This window comes from Vibrio sp. ZF 223, from assembly GCF_003050585.1.
In the GTDB taxonomy this organism is placed as follows: Bacteria; Pseudomonadota; Gammaproteobacteria; order Enterobacterales; family Vibrionaceae; genus Vibrio; species Vibrio crassostreae.
The window spans coordinates 435,306-452,946 of record NZ_PIGB01000002.1; the positions used below are offsets into that span (position 1 = coordinate 435,306).

The following is a 17,641-nucleotide window of genomic DNA, read 5'->3' on the forward strand; positions in this document are numbered from 1 at the left end:
TTTTGGCTCTTTGCCCTCGTTGCGTTGCCCTAGCGACAAGGTCAAAGCTCTGCGAATTCAATTCAAAGTCATATGAATGACGAGAACGTATAACTACAAGCCGATGCATTAGCGTCGGCTTTGTTCGATTATCATGTGCCTTCGTGAACTCGAGGGCCGCAAGGTATTAACATGCAAAACAACGAACTAAAAACGCCTTATTTCATGATCAACGAAGACAAGTTGATTGCGAATCTAGAGAAAGCGAAGCAGCTGAAAGAGATTTCAGGTGTGAAGCTAGTATTGGCACTGAAGTGTTTCTCTACATGGGGTGTGTTTGACATCATCAAGCCTTACCTCGATGGCACGACAAGCTCTGGCCCGTACGAAGTAAAACTTGGTCATGAAACCTTTGGCGGTGAAACGCACGCTTACAGTGTGGGTTACAGCGAAGATGACGTGAGAGAAGTTGCGGATATTTGCGACAAGATGATCTTCAACTCGCAAAGCCAATTCGAAGCTTACCGTCATATTGTTGAAGGTAAAGCCTCGCTGGGTTTACGTCTAAATCCGGGCGTAAGCTACGCAGGACAAGACTTAGCAAACCCTGCGCGTCAATTCTCGCGTTTGGGCGTACAAGCTGACCATATCAAGCCTGAAATCTTTGATGAGATTAATGGCGTGATGTTCCACATGAACTGTGAGAACAAAGACGTCGATGCCTTTATTGGTTTGCTTGATTCAATCTCAGAACAGTTTGGGGATCACCTAGATAAGTTAGATTGGGTGAGCATGGGCGGCGGCGTGTTCTTCACATGGCCGGGCTACGACATCGAGAAACTTGGTCTTGCGCTAAAAGCCTTCTCTGAAAGACACGGCGTGCAGATGTACCTTGAGCCGGGTGAAGCTATCATCACTAAAACGACAGATTTAGTTGTGACAGTGGTTGATATTGTTGAGAACGTGAAGAAAACGGCGATTGTGGATTCAGCTACCGAGGCTCACCGCCTTGACACGCTTATCTACAACGAGCCTGCATCGGTATTAGAAGCGTCTGAAAACGGAAGTCATGACTACGTGATTGGTTCGTGTTCATGTCTGGCGGGCGATCAGTTTTGTGAAACAAGCTTTGACGAGCCGCTGAAAATAGGTCAAAAGCTTCACCTATTGGATAGTGCAGGTTACACCATGGTGAAACTGAACTGGTTCAATGGTCTGAAAATGCCATCAATCTACTGCGAACGCAGCAGTGGTGAAGTTCAGAAGCTAAATGAATTCGGCTATGAAGACTTCAAACGCTCATTATCACAATGGTCGATTAAGTAACTGAACATTGCATTAGAACAAAAGAGCAGCCGATGAGCTGCTCTTTTGTTCTGTACAGTGATAAACCTAATTAAATGTTTTCACTAAGCGAACAAGAGGATGTGGAATATCATCTGGGTCTGTAATGACTTCTAAAGCTTCTTCAAAATCAATAATTAAACCATCATAGTCACTGTTGATTTTATGAGCGTCAGGAGTATTAGTCCAATATGGTTCGTTGGTTGTAGTCGGGAAGTGTGTCAGGTTGATTGCTGGTCTAGTACAGCTATAGTCAACGATTGAACTTAACTCTTTGATATTAGGCAACCTAAAACCAACCTGACCTGCGATAGTGGTCAGATTCGAATCTTCAGTTGCGATAAGTGCATCCTGCCAATTTTGATATTTAATCGCGGTACCATCACATGTGTCATTGGATTGATTGTAGATTTCGCCTAGGTTGCATTTTGACCAAAGCAAATTAGTCGTTACGTCGAGTAATGTCCCATCTTTACGGTCAATAAATTGCCCGTCTTGGTGAGAGGGAGTTTGAGTTTGCACGCAGGTTTGCGCGATGGCATTTGCACTTAACAGAGAGGCAATTACACCTAAGCATAGTTTTAGTTTCATTACTCAATACCTCCACTTACAGCCACAATTCCTGTTGAGCCTGCGATGTTTTTATTACAAAGCTCAAGCTCTCCATTTTGAGAGTCGATACATCTAGCACTACCATCTTGTTTAACAGAGCTAGAGTGCGTGAAGAGTCGGTCTCCAAGATTAGGAAAGAAATCAATGGCTCCTACTGGTGCAGTGCCGACATTGAAGTTGATAAATGAACGAGCTTCAACAGGTGAAGGTAAGCGCCAATCTGTAATACCGCAAATAGAGCGACTGTTTAGACTACTAATATAACTACTTGTATTACAGTAGTTACTTCCTGAACCATCGTTAATGTATGCACATTGAGAAGAGATCGGGCCGACGCTGTACAATAGATCATTGCGTGCTCCTGCATAGCCACCATTGGTTGTATTATCAGAGTCGTGCCAAGTATATGTGTACGAAGCGCTTCGCCATGAGCTTGATTGACTGTCCCATGGATAAGGGTGGGCATCAGGGTTGTCTTTATGGTTCTTAACCCAGGTATCGACCGCGGACTGACTCGGCAGTGCTACCGGATCTTGTTTTGCTTCAATATATAATCCGGTATGCTCATCTTTAACACAGCGCCAATCAGTAGAGCTAGGTATTAGAGGGTTCCCGTGAGCATCTAGCTTGGTGTAGCGGAAGCCATATCCCCCATCCGAATGTTCACTTCCATTTGTGACATCTAAACCAAAATCGGCATCTTGATTTGGATGTGATACTGGAGGAGTGACGCTGTCGTAGTCTGTTCCATCAAAATAAGTGACATACCCAGTATCATTAAAACTTTTCTGCCCCGGAATATAGAACGCGAGAGTGTTTTTACTCGAATCGATAGTCGCGTTACCAACGGAAGCTATCGTGTAGATTACCGATTCGCCACCTTCATCGAAGCTATCATCACGAGCAGAAAAAGTGATATTTGTTGATAGGGTTTCTGCTGGCAATTTAAGAGTTAACTCTGATATATCAACAGTAAAGTCCTCAGGCGCGGCAATACCAGTTTGAGTTAAGGTAAGTGTTACATCTTGAGATGTGTAATGACTCAAAACAGCTTGTTGAATAATGCTGTCACCTTCTACAACGGTACTTAAGTCGTTACTAAAACTAACTGTTGGTTGAGTATCGCTATCATCAATGGTTACTACAGTTCGTTCGTTTGAAAGAGTGTAATTTGTACTGTTATCTGCGCTAATAGAGTAATGAAGTGTTTTACTGCCCTCATACAGATTATTGTGTATAAGGTTTAGTGGTAGAGCTGCGCTGGTTACACCTGCCGCAATTTTGACGTTTTGACTTGATATAGCATCGTAGTTTTTGAAGGTGCCATTAGAGTGAGTTGTCACGTCACTAGTTAAGATAGTTAAGGTGAGTTCTTGAGCTAATGCTTCGGAAAGAGAAACGGTAATGGATTCTGTTTTCGACCCTGATTGTGGTTCAGAAAATGAGACACTACTTGGGATGCTAAGCGTAATAGGAGAAGATGACGTACTTGAAGTTGTTCCCGTAGTCGTTGTTCCACTATCGTTATTTTCATGACCACTTTTGCAACCGCTAAACAGTGTCGTAAGAAGGATTGCTGAGATGACATTGAGCTGCCAACTCGACCTTTTTCTTTCCATGTGTGAACCTAAGCTACTAAATTATATAAGATATCTATCGTATCAAAAAAATTATATAAATGCTTAATTTCATATGCTGTCGCTATGTATTTTAGGTGTTTTGATGGTTTTTTTTGTAAGTAATGTAAGAGAGGTCTTATTTATTAGGTGACCTCCCAACGATCAAGGTATCGTCAGGAGGTAAGTTAAATTAGCTTTCAATCATCACACGAGTGTCTTCACTGAGTGTTTCGAGTTCATTAACTACATCATCGATTTGAACTTCGATTGGCAGCTTAACCGCTATTTTTGAAGTGAATAGGCTTGAGCTTACACCACCGCCGCCTGCAATGAAGACTCGGTGACAGTCCATGTCTAGAATACTGATCCCTTGTCTATCTAATACATGTGTCACTTCATTGACGATACCTGCTCGGTCGTTAGAATCGAGTCTTAGGTGATGGATTGTGTCTTGGACATTATGCGTATGATCTGAATCGACAAATTGTACGATGAGATCTGGATTGGCGCTGAAAGCCTCTTTAACAATCGATTCGTTGATGGCTGGAAGTTGAACCTTGAGTACGCCTGCGACTTGGTCTTCAATAAAGTTCACTTTACTGATGAGCCATTTTCCGTCGTTTTCGTGAGTAACCGCAGCAAGCTGTTTGATTGTTGTTGGTGATGCTTTTCCGATAAAGTTTACGATAAATGTACTGTTCATATCAGCCCCCAAAGTTTCAATGATTTGTTGCGAATTAAATGTTTGATATCACGCGATAAAGTTCTTTAATTTCAGTGTAGAAGGTTACATCGAACAATGTTTGACCTACGTCAATTTTTGAAACTAAGCTGTGATGCAAAAAAAGAGAATGAAGAGTAGGGCACAAAAAAAAGCGGCTAGAGAGCCGCTTTTGGGATGAGTTGTCGTTTTTATTGGGAATGCAGTAACTTAAAACTTAGAGACTGAAAGCTGACTTAGAACGTTACTTTAAAGTTCATACCAACAAATTGAGAATCGTATCGTGCCCCAGCATCATAGGCGAATCGTGCTGCGTCTTGGTTATCCCACCAAGGGTTAGTATTCAGATTAACTTCTGCGTCACCGCCCCATGCATCACTTACCCAGTAGTGGATGTGACCAACAGGGTTTAGGAAGAATAGAGACACATCACCCATAGTTTGAGATCCCATCACTTCGCCACCTGAAGCAACGATGTCTTGCTCTGCTTCTAGCATCATTTCACCGACAACAGCACCAAAGAAAGGAGTGATAAAGAGGTCTTGCCATGAAGGTACTTCAGCAAACGCTTCTACGCCGTATTCCCAGAAGAACGTCGACATAGTCCAAGAGTATAAGAAAGACTCAAACTCATCGTAACCTGCGTGTCGAGCTGCAGTGTAGTAAACACCACCAAAATATGGGTGCATTACGTAGTTTAGGAAGTGTTCGTCACGGTCCCATACTGGGCCATCAGACACGTTATCTTTCCACTTTTTACCTAATGAGCTGATGTCACGTTGGTCATCATCCCACTTAGTGATACTTTCAGGTAGGAGAGTCATCAAACCCACCGTCGCGACACTCAGGCCAAGAATGGTGTAGGTTTGACCCATTAGGTAATCCCAATCCTTCTCCTGACTCACCAACAGGTGTTTTGGTTGTTGGATTGAGAAGTCGTACTCATCACTTGATTCGCTCAGTGCGTAATTGGTACTAGGCTTGTAGGTGTACAAGCTATCATTAACACAGTAATCTTGAGCACATTCATCCGAATAAGAAAGGTTGATTGGCTGGTCGAAGTCGTATTGGCTTGCAACCGAGTTAACTGACATTAGCATTGTAAATGCAGCAGTAACCTTTGCTAGTAACGGTGATTTGGCCACAAGGGTCTCCATGAGAAAGTTTGGAATTGATCAGGGTCACAATTATCTATTAAATGCCTGATTTAGGGAACTAATAATTTATAGCTTTTCCTAAGAAAACCTTAGGTTTAACATTATTAATATTAGTGAAAAGGCGGATTGCTCCAAATTCAACCATAGACCAGTTTGTAAATAATGCAGTGTCTTTTTATGACAACAAGGGATAGAAATATGACGAAAATCGCAATGTTAAGTACAGGTGAAGAAGTTCTTCATGGAGACATTGTAGATACAAACGCAGCTTGGATGTCTGGTGAGTTTTATCAGCATGGTTTTGCTCTTGCTAAGCGCTCAACTGTGGGTGATCAAATGAATGCTCTTGTTGAAGAACTGCTGATGCTGAGCTTTAACTATGATGTGGTTATCGTTAATGGTGGTCTAGGGCCGACAACCGATGATATGAGTGCAGCCGCCGCTGCAACTGCTTCAGAGCAGAAACTCGTCATGTTCCCTGAATGGCTGGCTCGTATGGAAGAGATGTTCTCAGGACGCGGTATGCCGATGCCTGACAGCAACCTTAAGCAAGCCTTGTTGCCAGCAAGCTCTGAGATTGTCGATAACCCTGTCGGTACTGCATGTGGCTTCAAGCTGAAAATCAACGATGCGACTTTCTATTTCACGCCGGGTGTACCGAGTGAGTTCAAACGTATGGTGACGTTTGAGATTCTTCCTGACTTGTCGCGTACCTACCCTGAAGTGGTTGCCTCTGAATGCAGTCGACTGTTTACGTTTGGTTTGTCTGAATCGGGTATCTCGGATGTGTTAGACCAGCTTAAGCTGCCAGAAGGTTATGAGTTGGGTTATCGCTCTTATTTGCCTTTCATTGAGGTCAAACTGTTTGGTCCTAAGGCAGACTTAGAAACTCGCGTTAAGCTTCTGCAAATGGTGTACAAGCTGCTAGAGAGTAACGTAGTCAGCGTTGATGAGCCGATGATTGACCATATTGGGCATATCATGGCAGAGAGAAAGAAAACCTTGTCTGTATCTGAAGTGTCGACCAAAGGTGCGCTTTCAGCTTGGCTACAATCGAATGAGCAGCTTGAAGATTGCTTTGGGCATTCTTGGGTGATGGCTGAACCCAAAGAGAGTGAGCTTGAAAAGAGCGATCCATTAGCCGCCACCTTTGCTCTGGCTGGCGCAACAAGAGAGAAGTGCGAAACCGAATTGGCTTTGGTGACTGGTAAGTTAGAAGGCAACACATTCAGCGTTGCATTGTCGACTGAAGCAGGCGAGTGGGGGCAGGTGCTTGAGTTTTATCGTCAGTACTCGCGTGAAGACCAACGCAACGTGATTAAAACCGTTGCCGCCGATATGCTGAGAAGGCATCTAGACAACAAACCGATGTTTGGTACTTACTCTTCGGTTAAGCGATTGAAAGACATGTTTATTCCAGCGGCTATCATTAAGTAACTATGTAAGCGAAATCGCAAAGTCTGTACTAAAAACGCTAGAAAAAACGCAATAAAAAGGCCCAACATCTAAATAGGTGTTGGGCCTTTTGTTTATCTAGCCTTCTAGATAACTAAACAAGCAGCGACTTTTACACGTAACTCATGTCTGTAAGAACTTGATTACAAACCGCTTGTCATATGTAAGCTGTAGAACAAACCACGGCCGATTAACTCTGAAGCCAAGAACAATACTAGTGCTAAGCCAAGGTTCACTGGGTTCACTTTTGCTTTGTTCAGCATAGGTAGAATCCAAATCAACAAGCTTGCCATTAGCAGTGCCACTTGAAGAATCACATAGCTACCTAAACCATCGACTAACTCAGACGCTTTTGCTGCTGAAGTTTGGATCTCACCGATTAGGTTCAGTTTTCCTACTGTTGCAAGCAAGCTGATAGCAACTGCGATAACAGCCAGCATGGTGATGTTACGGTCAACCGTAAAGCGGCTGTCGTTTGCGAACACAATCACGAACTGAGACAGCAGCAAGCCACCCACAACCATCGTCATGATGAAGCTTAGTGGTGTGTAGATGTTGTCCCATGTCGGTACTGTATTGATCATGTATACGTTGATCATCGCGTACATGAAGATAACACCCAGCACCATAGCGCCGACCACCAGTGCTTTTTGGATAGCTACGCCACCTTTCTTAACCACAGACAATAGCCATTGCAGGCCGCCTACTGCGAAGAATGCCGCACCGAAGAACACTTCGTTAGACAACCAAGCCGAGCCTAGTTGGTTAAAGGCATTAAACGCGCGCAGTGGAGAACCCAGGTGCGTTGTCGAGAACATGAAGCCAAGACCCATGAATGCCCACAGAATGAACATTGGAACCTTATAGCTGTTTAGTTTCTCTTCATCGTGACCAAGTACCAGTGCACGAGCACCAATCAGTAAGTAACCACCAACCGCAGTTTGCGCCAGCACCGTAAAGAAGATTAAAGACCACTCATGAAAAATCATCTTACACCTCCTTCGGGTTTGCTAGGTGACCACTGGTATCGCCAGTAGGCTTCGCGTTTTTGTTCAGCTTAATCACGATGTTTGGCAGTGTTTCGGTTGAAGATGGCAGTGGCGCCACATCTGCACCAGAGCCGTACTTCTCGCGAAGCGTATTGATTTCACCAAACTCCAATGCACGAAGTGGGCAAGACTCAACACAGATAGGCTGTTTGCCTTCTGAAACACGTTGGTAGCAACCATCGCACTTGGTCATGTGACCTTTCTTAGCATTGTATTGTGGTGCGCCGTAAGGACACGCATTGCTACAGTGCTGACAACCAATACACACACTTTCGTCAACCACAACCAAGCCGTCTTCATCACGTTTGTGCATTGCACCCGAAGGACACACTTTCACACACGCAGGGTTAGTACAGTGGTTACAAGCGATAGACAGGTAGTAAGAGAAAACATCTTTCTGAACCCAGGTATCGCCATCTTGAGTGAAGCCACCACCTGCGTATTCGTATACGCGACGGTAGTTCGTTTTGATGTCGAGATCGTTATAATCTTTACAAGCAAGCTGACAGGTTTTACAACCCGTGCATTTACTTGAATCAATGTAAAAGCCGTATTGTTTCATTCCAACCTACCTTATGCTTTCTTTAGCGCTTTGATTTGAACTAGGTTTGTATGCTGAGGGTTACCCTTAGCAAGTGGGCTCGGGCGCTGAGTGGTCAGCACGTTGATAGAGCCTGCATGGTCGATCTTCTGACCATCTGGTGCGTACCATGCACCTTCGCCTAGCGCGACAACTCGAGGAAGGATCCTTGGTGTCACTTTCGCTGGAATGTGTACTTCGCCACGGTCGTTGAAAATACTCACCATGTCGCCGTTTTCGATACCACGTTCTTTCGCATCAATTGGGTTGATCCACAACTCTTGCGGTGCTGCTGCTTTGATTTCTGCAACGTTGCCGTAAGTCGAGTGAGTACGAGCCTTATAGTGGAAACCAGTTAGCTGAAGTGGGTACTTCTCTGTTAATGGGTCGTTGTGGCCTTCAAAAGAATCGGCGTAAATCGGAAGAGGGTGAATCACTTCGTCTTCTTTCAATTTCCAAGTCTTCGCGATATCAGCCAGTTGCTCTGAGTAGATCTCGATCTTGCCACTTGGTGTGGTCAGTGGATTCGCTTCAGGATCTTTGCGGAAATCTTCGTAAGCGATGTAGTGGTGGTCATAGTTACGTTTGTAGATACCCAGCTCTTTCATCTCTTCGAAGGTTGGTAGTGTTGGATCGTTCTTACGAGTTTCAGCGTAAAGATGCTCAATCCATTGCTCTTGAGTACGGCCTTCTGTGAATTCTTTTTCTACGCCCATGCGTTTCGCCAGTTGAGAACACATCTCGTAGATAGATTTCGCTTCGAACTGAGGCTCGATCGCTTTTTGCGCGTAGATGAAGTAAGGCATGTTCGATGCTTTACCATCCATACACCAGTCGTCTTGCTCTGACGTCGTTAAGTCTGGCAGGATGATATCGGCGTATTTCGCAGAAGAAGTCATATGGTTATCAACCACGACAATCATTTCACACGCACTTTCATCTTGAAGAATCGCGTGAGTCTTGTTGATGTCTGAGTGTTGGTTGATGATGCAATTACCTGCATAGTTCCAGATCATCTTGATTGGGTTTTTAAGGCGCTCTGCACCGCGAACACCATCAGTGATGTCGGTCATTTCATGGTGACGGTAAATCGCATCTGTCCACATGAACATTGAAATTGACGTTTCAACTGGGTTTGGCACAGTAGGGAAGCGAACAAACGGAATGTTGATGTCACTTTCACGAGCACCTGTTGAACCACCTGATACACCCACAGAACCAGTGAGTAGCGACAGCATCGCGATTGCACGACAAGCTAGTTCACCGTTCGCTGTACGTTGTAGGCCCCAACCTTGGTGGATTGCACATGGTTTTGCTGTGCCCATTTCACGGCCAAGCTTAACGATAGTATCAACTGGAATGCCTGTGATCTTAGAGGCCCATTCAGGTGTCTTCTCTACGCCATCTTCACCTAAACCTAAGATGTAAGATTTGTAGTCGCTGTTTTTAGGCGCTGATGCAGGCAGAGTCTTCTCGTCGTAACCTACGCAGTATTTGTCTAGGAACGGTTGGTCGACAAGGTCTTCAGTGATCATCACGTGTGCAAGACCTGCTACCAATGCAGCATCAGTTGAAGGACGAATTGGAATCCATTGATCTTCACGACCACCTGCAGTATCGGTGTAGCGAGGGTCGATGATGATCGTTCTTGCGTTCGATTTGTTTTTGCTTTCTACGTAGTGGTGGATCAGACCGCCGCCAGACATACGAGTCTCAGCAGGGTTGTTACCAAATTGGATATTAAGCTTTGTGTTCTCTAGGTCAGAGAAAGAGTTGTTGTTTGCCCAACCACCGTAGGTGTAGCTCAAGCCTTTCGCGATTTGCGCTGTTGAGTAGTCACCGTAATGGTTTAGGTAACCACCACTTAGGTTCATTAGACGAGCAATCAGCGTTTGTGCTGGTGGCCAAGATTTAGTAACCGTACCGCCAAGGGTGCCTGTACCATAGTTTAGGTAGATAGTGTCGTTACCGTAGTCTTTGATCAGGCGTTGCATAGTACCAGCGACTTCATCATAAGCCTCTTCCCAGCTAATGCGTTTAAATTTGCCTTCACCACGTTTACCAACACGTTTCATTGGGTATTTCAGGCGATCTGGGTTGTAAACACGGCGGCGCATAGAGCGACCACGTAGACACGCACGAACTTGGTGATGACCATATTCGTCAGTACCTGTGTTGTCTGTTTCTACGTATTTGATTTCACCGTTTTGTACATGCATACGTAAAGGGCAGCGAGAGCCACAGTTTACAGTACATGCACTCCATACGATTTTCTCATCCACATTCTCAGCAACTGCAGCCGCTACTGGTTTGGATTTGAAAGGTAAAGCGATACCGCCCGCGAGTGCGGCTGCACTACCTACCGCAGAAGAAGCTTTCATGAAGCCTCTTCGAGTAAGGTTCATTACCCCAGATTCTTTCTTATTCGTCATTCTAAGATGCCTATTGTTATTGATGTATAGCACTTTATAGGTAGTTTTGTGTTTGTCTTTTAATATTTAAATATTGATTGATAGGTATCAAATAAGTATGAAATTTAAATCTTATGAATTGAATGTATAAATTAGATCAAAGAATGGAATGGTTTAATTAATATAATTATCTTTAAAACCTATTACGGTATAAATAATAATGATTATCGATACGCACAAACTGTTGGGTTCGCTATTTTATAAAGCGATAAATAAAGAACAGTTGTTAACCATTGTCGAAGCCTTGGTTGAGAGTGAAGTTCTATCAGAAGAATGTCTGCTGGCACTGAGAAGTGAGCAGGAAATCGCCTTGTCTGCGGAATTTAGTCGCTTGTTTGAAGGCGTTGGAGACATGCCAGCTCCACCTTGGGGCTCTGTATACCTAGATAAAGACCGTGTTGTATTCGGCGCGTCGACTGTGGAATATCGCCAATTCTTAGAATTGAATCAAATTGAGTTAGACACTGGATTAAGAGAGCCAGAGGATCAGTTTGGTTTAATGCTATTCGCCCATGCATATTTGTTAGAAAATAATAATATCAATTCAGCTAATGAATTACTTGAGTGTCATTTATTACCTTGGTCTTCTATTTATTTGGATAAATTAAATACAGCATCAGATTTATCATTTTATAAGCAGCTATCAAGTGATGTAATAGATTGGTTTAAGTATTTAACATCTGAATATAATTTAAACGTTGCTACTAAAAAGTTATATATCGACTAATGTCTGAACAAATAAATTCAAATAGACGCGGTTTCTTAACTCGACTTTCTAAACCGGTTAAAGCAGCCGCGAATTACGAAGAGATCTCACAGCGCTTGCATTCAAGACCGCCAAGAGCGGTTGATGAGGTGCTGTTTGAGCGTCTTTGCGAAGGTTGTGGGCTGTGTGAGCAAGCGTGTCCGAATAGCGTTATTGAGATGCTAGAGGGAAGTGCACTGCTGAATTTGGATTACAACAGTTGTTCTATGTGTAACAAATGCACTGAAGTGTGTACGACTGGCGCACTTCATCCAACGGTCACACCTTATATCGACCTCAAGCCAAGCTTTGCCGATACCTGTAACAATTACATGCAAATGGATTGCTCAGCATGCCAAACTGCGTGTTCAGCAGGTGCGCTACACATCGAAGTAGGAGAGTTGCCTACAGTGGATAAAGATAAGTGTAATGGTTGTGGAGAGTGCCGAAGCGCTTGTTATATTGGCTCGGTGACTCTAAACCTGACTCAGCAATAAACGTTTGGTTAGGTGGTTGAGAACTTAAGACACGAATAGAAAAAGGGTCCGCATTCCTAAAGGAAGCGGACCCTTTTTAATTCTTATTGACGATATTCGAACAAGGTGACTTAAAGCCAGTTGGCTTATGCGCGTTTTTGCTTGCTTCTATGAATAACGTTACTCAGCGATAGCTCAGTCTTCGCTTTACAGATACAAGGCAATATTTCATTACCTTGCGTGTAAGCCATAGCAAAACCAACGTACTCGACCTCACCAGAATCCAACGTGCAGCGGCAAGCGCCACAGTGGCCATCTCGGCAGTTGTATTCTGGCTCTAACCCAGCTTGTTCCATTGATTCCAACAGAGTGTTTGAAGGGTTAGATTCAATTGAAGTCAGCTTGTTGATTTTGATTGTTGGCATTACAGCTCAAATCCTTCAAAGTCGTCAGCTTTTACTTCGTTGTCGATCTGACCAACTAGGTAAGAACTGATTTCTGCTTCTTGTGGAGCAACTTGCACGTTGTCTGAAGACAACCAAGCGTTAATCCATGGAATTGGGTTCGATGTTGCTTCTGGGTAAGCGGTACCTAGACCAACAGCCTGCATACGAATATTGGTAATGTACTCAACGTATTGGCAAAGAATGTCTTTATTCAGACCAATCATAGAGCCGTCTTTGAATAGGTACTCTGCCCACTCTTTTTCTTGCTCAGCCGCTTCTTTGAATAGGTCGAAACATTCTTGTTTACACTCTTCAGCGATCTGCATGAATTCGAAATCATCTTGACCGTTGCGTAACAAGTTGATCATGTGTTGCGTACCAGTAAGGTGAAGTGCTTCATCACGAGCGATTAGCTTGATGATCTTCGCGTTACCTTCCATTAGCTCACGCTCAGCGAATGCAAATGAACATGCGAAACTTACGTAGAAACGAATCGCTTCTAGTGCGTTTACAGACATTAGACATAGGTAAAGTTTCTTCTTCAGATCGTGAAGTGAAATCTTAACGTCTTCGCCGTTGATGCTGTGGTTGCCTTCACCGTAGCGGTGGTAGTCAGCCGTCAGCTTGATTAGGTCGTCGTAGTAGAAAGCGATGTCTTTAGCACGCTTCAGGATCTCTTCGTTTTCAACGATGTCGTCGAATACTACGCCTGGATCATTCACGATGTTACGAATGATGTGCGTGTAAGAACGAGAGTGAATCGTTTCTGAGAAAGACCATGTCTCAATCCAAGTTTCTACTTCAGGTAGTGATACCAATGGAAGTAGGGCAACGTTAGGGCTGCGACCTTGGATAGAATCTAGAAGCGTTTGGTACTTCAAGTTAGAGATGAAGATGTGCTTTTCATGCTCAGGAAGCTTGTTGTAGTCGATACGGTCGCTAGACACGTCTACTTCTTCTGGTCGCCAGAAGAAAGAAAGCTGCTTCTCGATAAGCTTTTCGAAGATTTCGAATTTTTGTTGGTCGTAACGTGCAACGTTTACCGACTGACCCAAGAACATTGGTTCTTTTAGTTGGTCATTTTTTTGCTGAGAAAAAGTACTGTAAGCCATAAATGCCTCAAATCCTTTAAAGACCCATAATAAAACGGACCCTGTTAATGCTTTAAACCCAGAGAAGATAACTCTTCTCTGGGGTCTTAATGTTTATTGCGGTTTAGATCTTACAACCGCCGCCTTCACAATCTTCTTCCGGCACTTGAACTGCATCGCCTTGGTCGTCTTTAGCACCATCACGAGTGTTATGGTAGTAAAGCGTCTTAACACCGTACTTGTACGCTGTTAGTAGGTCTTGAAGCAGCTTCTTCATTGGTACTTTACCGCTGTCGTAAACACTTGGGTCATAGTTAGTGTTTGCAGAGATAGCTTGGTCAACGAATTTTTGCATGATACCTACTAGGTGTAGGTAACCGTCGTTAGAACCAATGTTCCAAAGTAGCTGGTAGTTTTCTTTTAGATTTAGGAAATCTGGAACAACTTGCTTCAGGATGCCGTCTTTCGATGCTTTCACTGATACGTAACCACGTGGTGGCTCGATACCGTTAGTCGCGTTCGAGATTTGAGACGATGTCTCAGAAGGCATAAGCGCTGTTAGCGTAGAGTTACGCAGACCGTGCTCCATGATCTCTTCACGTAGAGAATCCCAATCGTAGTGCAATGGCTCTTCACATACTAAGTCGATATCTTTCTTGTAAGTATCGATTGGCAGTAGGCCTTTCGCGTAGTTGGTCTCGTGGAAAGATGGGCAACGACCTTGCTCTTTCGCTAGTTCAACAGATGCTTTTAGCAAGTGGTATTGAATCGCTTCAAAAGTACGGTGAGTCAGGCCATTGGCGCTGCCATCAGAGTACTTAACACCATTCTTCGCTAGGTAGTATGCGTAGTTGATTACACCCACACCTAGAGTACGACGGTTCATTGTCGACTTGTATGCGGCTGGAAGCGGGTAGTCTTGGTAATCAAGAAGTGCATCTAGTGCACGAACAACCAGTTCAGAAAGCTCTGCTAGGTCGTCTAGTTCATTGATTGCGCCAAGGTTGAATGCTGAAAGCGTACAAAGTGCAATTTCGCCTTCGTCATCTTCTACGTTAGAAAGCGGCTTAGTTGGTAGCGCGATTTCTAGACATAGGTTCGATTGACGAACAGGTGCAACTTCAGAATCAAACGGGCTGTGTGTATTACAGTGGTCAACGTTCTGAATGTAGATACGACCAGTAGAAGCACGCTCTTGCATTAGCAGAGAGAACAGCTCAACAGCTTTTACTGTTTCACGCTTCACTGATGGATCGTTTTCGTACTTAACGTATAGCTCTTCAAAACGGTCTTGGTTTTCGAAGAACGCATCGTAAAGGCCAGGTACGTCAGAAGGTGAGAACAGGCTGATGTTGCCACCTTGAACAAGACGAGAGTACATAAGCTTGTTCAGCTGTACGCCGTAGTCCATGTGACGAACACGGTTCTCTTCAACGCCGCGGTTGTTTTTCAGTACTAATAGAGACTGAACTTCACCGTGCCATAGTGGGTAGAACACTGTTGCTGCGCCACCACGAACACCACCTTGAGAACAACATTTTACTGCTGTTTGGAAGTATTTGTAGAAAGGGATACAGCCAGTGTGGAACGCTTCACCATTACGGATTTCAGAACCAAGCGCACGGATACGACCTGCGTTGATACCAATACCAGCACGTTGAGATACGTAACGAACAATTGAGCTTGCTGTTGCGTTGATAGAATCAAGGCTGTCACCACACTCGATCAGTACACAAGAACTGAATTGACGAGTAGGCGTACGTACACCAGACATGATCGGTGTAGGTAGAGAAATCTTAAACGTAGACGATGCGTCGTAAAAACGTTTGATGTAGTCAAGACGAGTCGATTTCGGGTACTTAGCGAATAAACACGCAGCAACTAAAATGTAAAGGAACTGAGCACTCTCGTAGATTTCTTTCGTTACACGGTTTTGCACGAAGTATTTACCTTCGAGCTGCTTAACCGCTGCGTAAGAGAAGTCTAAGTCACGTTTGTGGTCGATGTACTCGTCAAGCTCGTCAAACTCAGCTTTCGTGTAGTCTTCCATAAGGTGGCTATCGTATTTACCCATATCAACCAGTTTTGCAACGTGGTCATACAGTGCCGGCGGCTCGTATTCGCCGTACGCTTTTTTACGTAGGTGGAATACAGACAGACGTGCTGCTAGATATTGGTAATCAGGAGTCTCTTCAGAGATTAAATCCGCTGCCGACTTGATGATAGTCTCATGAATGTCAGTAGTGGTGATGCCATCGTAAAACTGAATGTGAGCTTTCAATTCTACTTGTGATACAGAAACATTGTGCAAGCCTTCAGCTGCCCATGTAATCACGCGATGGATCTTCTCTAGATCGATCGTTTCTTTGCGCCCGTTACGCTTGGTAACAGTAAGTTGTTGGTTCATTCTGCTTAATTTCCCTAACAAAACTGAACAAGGCCGTGTTTTTGTGTATTTCTGTGTAACTTTTGTAAATTACGTTTCGGCTTTGTGATCTTGGTCTACCCATATATTGTAGTTCAAACACAACATATAGGGGTCATTTGTTTGTTGGGTTACAAGATAGTGCTACAACTGATATTTTTCAAGGTAAAGAAATTGGGTTGCTTGTGGATAAGTGGTGGATTGAAAAAAAACTGTAAGTGACCACTAACTGATGAGGTTAGATGTGACTTGATTGTATAAAAGTCGGCTTTTAATGATGCTTTATTTTTGCACGCCCATAAAAAAAAATCCCTTGATCTTTGACCAAAATAGGCGATGGATTTTGGGCGATTAAATTTAAATCGAGGTGGTCAAAATGGAAGCTAGCGCACGAAATTTAGACTGAAAAAAGTCGCAAACTTATGGTAATTGCAACTCTTTTCATTCGTCTTTTTTACAAAAGGTTTTACGGTAGGGCTACCGATATTTTTTAGCCGAAGTTTTGCGTGTGGACGATGTAGTTTACGTCTACATTTGTGCCTAAACGGTAAGTGTCCGTAAGAGGGTTGTAGTGCAGTCCTGTAATCCCTAATTCTTGCAGCGGCGTGTTATCAACCATCTTGATAAGTTCAGCAGGGCGAATGAATTTCTCGTGTTCATGAGTGCCTTCAGGAACAATCTTCAATAGCTTCTCTGCACCAACAATCGCAAACAAGTAAGATTTGAAGTTACGGTTCAATGTAGAAAAGAACACGTGGCCGCCCGGTTTCACCAATTTCGAACAGGCCGTGATAACAGATTGCGGATCAGGAACATGTTCAAGCATTTCCATGCACGTTACCACATCGTACGTCTGTGGGTTCTGGTCTGCGTGGTCTTCGATAGTGCTCTGGATGTAATCGAGCTTGGTGCCAGTTTCCAATGCGTGAAGGCGCGCTACTTCTAGCGGCTCTTTACCCATGTCTAGGCCAGTCACTATCGCACCTTCAACCGCCATGCTTTCTGCAAGAATACCGCCGCCGCAGCCAACATCGAGGACTTTCTTGCCAAACAGGCCTTCCGTCTTCTCTAACACGTAATTTAGGCGCAGTGGGTTGATTTGATGTAGCGGCTTAAATTCGCCTTCTAGATCCCACCAGCGTGACGCCATGTCTTCGAATTTCTTTATTTCTGCTGGGTCTACGTTCTGTGATTTAGTCATAATCGGCATTTCCAAGTTAAATAATGCATCCATGAAATTGCAGGCATTATAACTTGCCTTTTCGCGCTGACCAGAAGATCTACAATTTTGCTAGTTTATTGGATGTAAAGTGACCATGTTTCAGCAAGATATGATGCGGAGGTGCAATTTCTCATCAATTGATTGGCTACAAGGGTCACAAGATGGTAAAAGGAGAGGGAAAGTGATGCCTCCGTAGGTAAATTTGTGTTATATTTTTCGGTCTTATACGTATTCAAAAATACGATCTGA

At 43.8% G+C, this 17,641-nt stretch carries 15 protein-coding genes; 4 read left to right on the forward strand and 11 right to left on the reverse strand.

Annotated features, from left to right (window positions below; all coding sequences use genetic code 11):
* The first annotated feature begins 171 nt into the window (after nt 1–171).
* Nucleotides 172–1,305, forward strand: coding sequence for a carboxynorspermidine decarboxylase (gene nspC / locus CWO13_RS06620; RefSeq protein ID WP_048664720.1), 1,134 nt, complete (start codon nt 172–174; stop codon nt 1,303–1,305).
* 66 nt (nt 1,306–1,371) lie between these two features.
* On the opposite strand, the gene CWO13_RS06625 is transcribed toward nspC, so the two are convergent.
* From CWO13_RS06625 to CWO13_RS06640, 4 genes are all read right to left on the reverse strand, one after another.
* Nucleotides 1,372–1,914: an Lcl C-terminal domain-containing protein gene (locus CWO13_RS06625; RefSeq protein ID WP_102432891.1), complete on the reverse strand. Its 543-nt coding sequence runs from the start codon at nt 1,912–1,914 to the stop codon at nt 1,372–1,374.
* The gene (locus CWO13_RS06630) at nt 1,914–3,554 is read right to left on the reverse strand and encodes a DUF1566 domain-containing protein (RefSeq protein WP_102432890.1); all 1,641 of its coding nucleotides are present in this window, start codon (nt 3,552–3,554) and stop codon (nt 1,914–1,916) included. The genes CWO13_RS06625 and CWO13_RS06630 overlap by 1 nt, the downstream gene beginning before the upstream one ends.
* Before the next feature lie 190 nt (nt 3,555–3,744).
* Nucleotides 3,745–4,257 carry a glycine cleavage system protein R gene (locus CWO13_RS06635; RefSeq protein WP_019820630.1) on the reverse strand — a complete coding sequence of 171 codons (513 nt, stop codon included), beginning with the start codon at nt 4,255–4,257 and terminating at the stop codon, nt 3,745–3,747.
* Nucleotides 4,258–4,511: 254 nt separating this feature from the next.
* On the reverse strand, nt 4,512–5,420 hold the full coding sequence (locus tag CWO13_RS06640; RefSeq protein WP_102432889.1) for a DUF3943 domain-containing protein: 909 nt from the start codon (nt 5,418–5,420) through the stop codon (nt 4,512–4,514).
* A gap of 210 nt (nt 5,421–5,630) precedes the next feature.
* On the opposite strand from CWO13_RS06640, the gene CWO13_RS06645 reads away from it, so the two are divergent.
* Nucleotides 5,631–6,869: a CinA family nicotinamide mononucleotide deamidase-related protein gene (locus CWO13_RS06645; protein WP_108082660.1), complete on the forward strand. Its 1,239-nt coding sequence runs from the start codon at nt 5,631–5,633 to the stop codon at nt 6,867–6,869.
* A gap of 161 nt (nt 6,870–7,030) precedes the next feature.
* Here the strand turns inward: CWO13_RS06645 and CWO13_RS06650 are convergent, their stop codons facing one another.
* Genes CWO13_RS06650 through CWO13_RS06660 form a run of 3 tightly spaced genes read right to left on the reverse strand, consistent with a single transcriptional unit; the run spans nt 7,031 to nt 10,948 of the window.
* Nucleotides 7,031–7,876, reverse strand: a complete 846-nt coding sequence (locus tag CWO13_RS06650) for a dimethyl sulfoxide reductase anchor subunit family protein (RefSeq protein WP_102432887.1) — start codon at nt 7,874–7,876, stop codon at nt 7,031–7,033.
* A 1-nt stretch (nt 7,877) separates the two neighbouring features.
* Nucleotides 7,878–8,498, reverse strand: a complete 621-nt coding sequence (locus CWO13_RS06655; protein WP_004733360.1) for a DMSO/selenate family reductase complex B subunit — start codon at nt 8,496–8,498, stop codon at nt 7,878–7,880.
* 11 nt (nt 8,499–8,509) lie between these two features.
* On the reverse strand, nt 8,510–10,948 hold the full coding sequence (locus CWO13_RS06660; protein WP_108082661.1) for a DmsA/YnfE/YnfF family dimethyl sulfoxide reductase: 2,439 nt from the start codon (nt 10,946–10,948) through the stop codon (nt 8,510–8,512).
* Between the two features lie 199 nt (nt 10,949–11,147).
* Here CWO13_RS06660 and CWO13_RS06665 point away from each other — a divergent pair, with 199 nt between their 5' ends.
* The gene (locus CWO13_RS06665; protein ID WP_102460947.1) at nt 11,148–11,714 is read left to right on the forward strand and encodes a molecular chaperone TorD family protein; all 567 of its coding nucleotides are present in this window, start codon (nt 11,148–11,150) and stop codon (nt 11,712–11,714) included.
* Nucleotides 11,714–12,229 (forward strand): ferredoxin-type protein NapF, encoded by a 516-nt coding sequence (gene napF, locus CWO13_RS06670; RefSeq protein WP_102431256.1) that lies wholly within the window; start codon nt 11,714–11,716, stop codon nt 12,227–12,229. Before CWO13_RS06665 ends, napF begins: the two co-directional genes overlap by 1 nt.
* A gap of 125 nt (nt 12,230–12,354) precedes the next feature.
* Here the strand turns inward: napF and yfaE are convergent, their stop codons facing one another.
* The 4 genes from yfaE to ubiG form a co-directional block, all read right to left on the reverse strand.
* Nucleotides 12,355–12,633: a class I ribonucleotide reductase maintenance protein YfaE gene (gene yfaE, locus CWO13_RS06675; RefSeq protein WP_048664729.1), complete on the reverse strand. Its 279-nt coding sequence runs from the start codon at nt 12,631–12,633 to the stop codon at nt 12,355–12,357.
* Nucleotides 12,633–13,766 (reverse strand): class Ia ribonucleoside-diphosphate reductase subunit beta, encoded by a 1,134-nt coding sequence (gene nrdB / locus CWO13_RS06680; protein ID WP_048664730.1) that lies wholly within the window; start codon nt 13,764–13,766, stop codon nt 12,633–12,635. Before nrdB ends, yfaE begins: the two co-directional genes overlap by 1 nt.
* Nucleotides 13,767–13,869: 103 nt before the next feature.
* On the reverse strand, nt 13,870–16,152 hold the full coding sequence (gene nrdA, locus CWO13_RS06685) for a class 1a ribonucleoside-diphosphate reductase subunit alpha (RefSeq protein WP_108082662.1): 2,283 nt from the start codon (nt 16,150–16,152) through the stop codon (nt 13,870–13,872).
* A gap of 508 nt (nt 16,153–16,660) precedes the next feature.
* A complete protein-coding gene (ubiG, locus tag CWO13_RS06690) occupies nt 16,661–17,404 on the reverse strand; it encodes a bifunctional 2-polyprenyl-6-hydroxyphenol methylase/3-demethylubiquinol 3-O-methyltransferase UbiG (RefSeq protein WP_019821739.1) in 744 nt (247 codons plus the stop codon).
* Between the last annotated feature and the right edge of the window lie 237 nt (nt 17,405–17,641).

Bases quoted from the DNA above. Each gene is read 5' to 3' on its own strand.
- nspC (WP_048664720.1), top strand. From the start codon at position 172: ATGCAAAACAACGAACTAAAAACGCCTTATTTCATGATCAACGAAGAC.
- CWO13_RS06625 (WP_102432891.1), bottom strand. From the start codon at position 1,914: ATGAAACTAAAACTATGCTTAGGTGTAATTGCCTCTCTGTTAAGTGCA.
- CWO13_RS06630 (WP_102432890.1), bottom strand. From the start codon at position 3,554: ATGGAAAGAAAAAGGTCGAGTTGGCAGCTCAATGTCATCTCAGCAATC.
- CWO13_RS06635 (WP_019820630.1), bottom strand. From the start codon at position 4,257: ATGAACAGTACATTTATCGTAAACTTTATCGGAAAAGCATCACCAACA.
- CWO13_RS06645 (WP_108082660.1), top strand. From the start codon at position 5,631: ATGACGAAAATCGCAATGTTAAGTACAGGTGAAGAAGTTCTTCATGGA.
- CWO13_RS06650 (WP_102432887.1), bottom strand. From the start codon at position 7,876: ATGATTTTTCATGAGTGGTCTTTAATCTTCTTTACGGTGCTGGCGCAA.
- CWO13_RS06655 (WP_004733360.1), bottom strand. From the start codon at position 8,498: ATGAAACAATACGGCTTTTACATTGATTCAAGTAAATGCACGGGTTGT.
- CWO13_RS06660 (WP_108082661.1), bottom strand. From the start codon at position 10,948: ATGACGAATAAGAAAGAATCTGGGGTAATGAACCTTACTCGAAGAGGC.
- CWO13_RS06665 (WP_102460947.1), top strand. From the start codon at position 11,148: ATGATTATCGATACGCACAAACTGTTGGGTTCGCTATTTTATAAAGCG.
- napF (WP_102431256.1), top strand. From the start codon at position 11,714: ATGTCTGAACAAATAAATTCAAATAGACGCGGTTTCTTAACTCGACTT.
- yfaE (WP_048664729.1), bottom strand. From the start codon at position 12,633: ATGCCAACAATCAAAATCAACAAGCTGACTTCAATTGAATCTAACCCT.
- nrdB (WP_048664730.1), bottom strand. From the start codon at position 13,766: ATGGCTTACAGTACTTTTTCTCAGCAAAAAAATGACCAACTAAAAGAA.
- nrdA (WP_108082662.1), bottom strand. From the start codon at position 16,152: ATGAACCAACAACTTACTGTTACCAAGCGTAACGGGCGCAAAGAAACG.
- ubiG (WP_019821739.1), bottom strand. From the start codon at position 17,404: ATGGATGCATTATTTAACTTGGAAATGCCGATTATGACTAAATCACAG.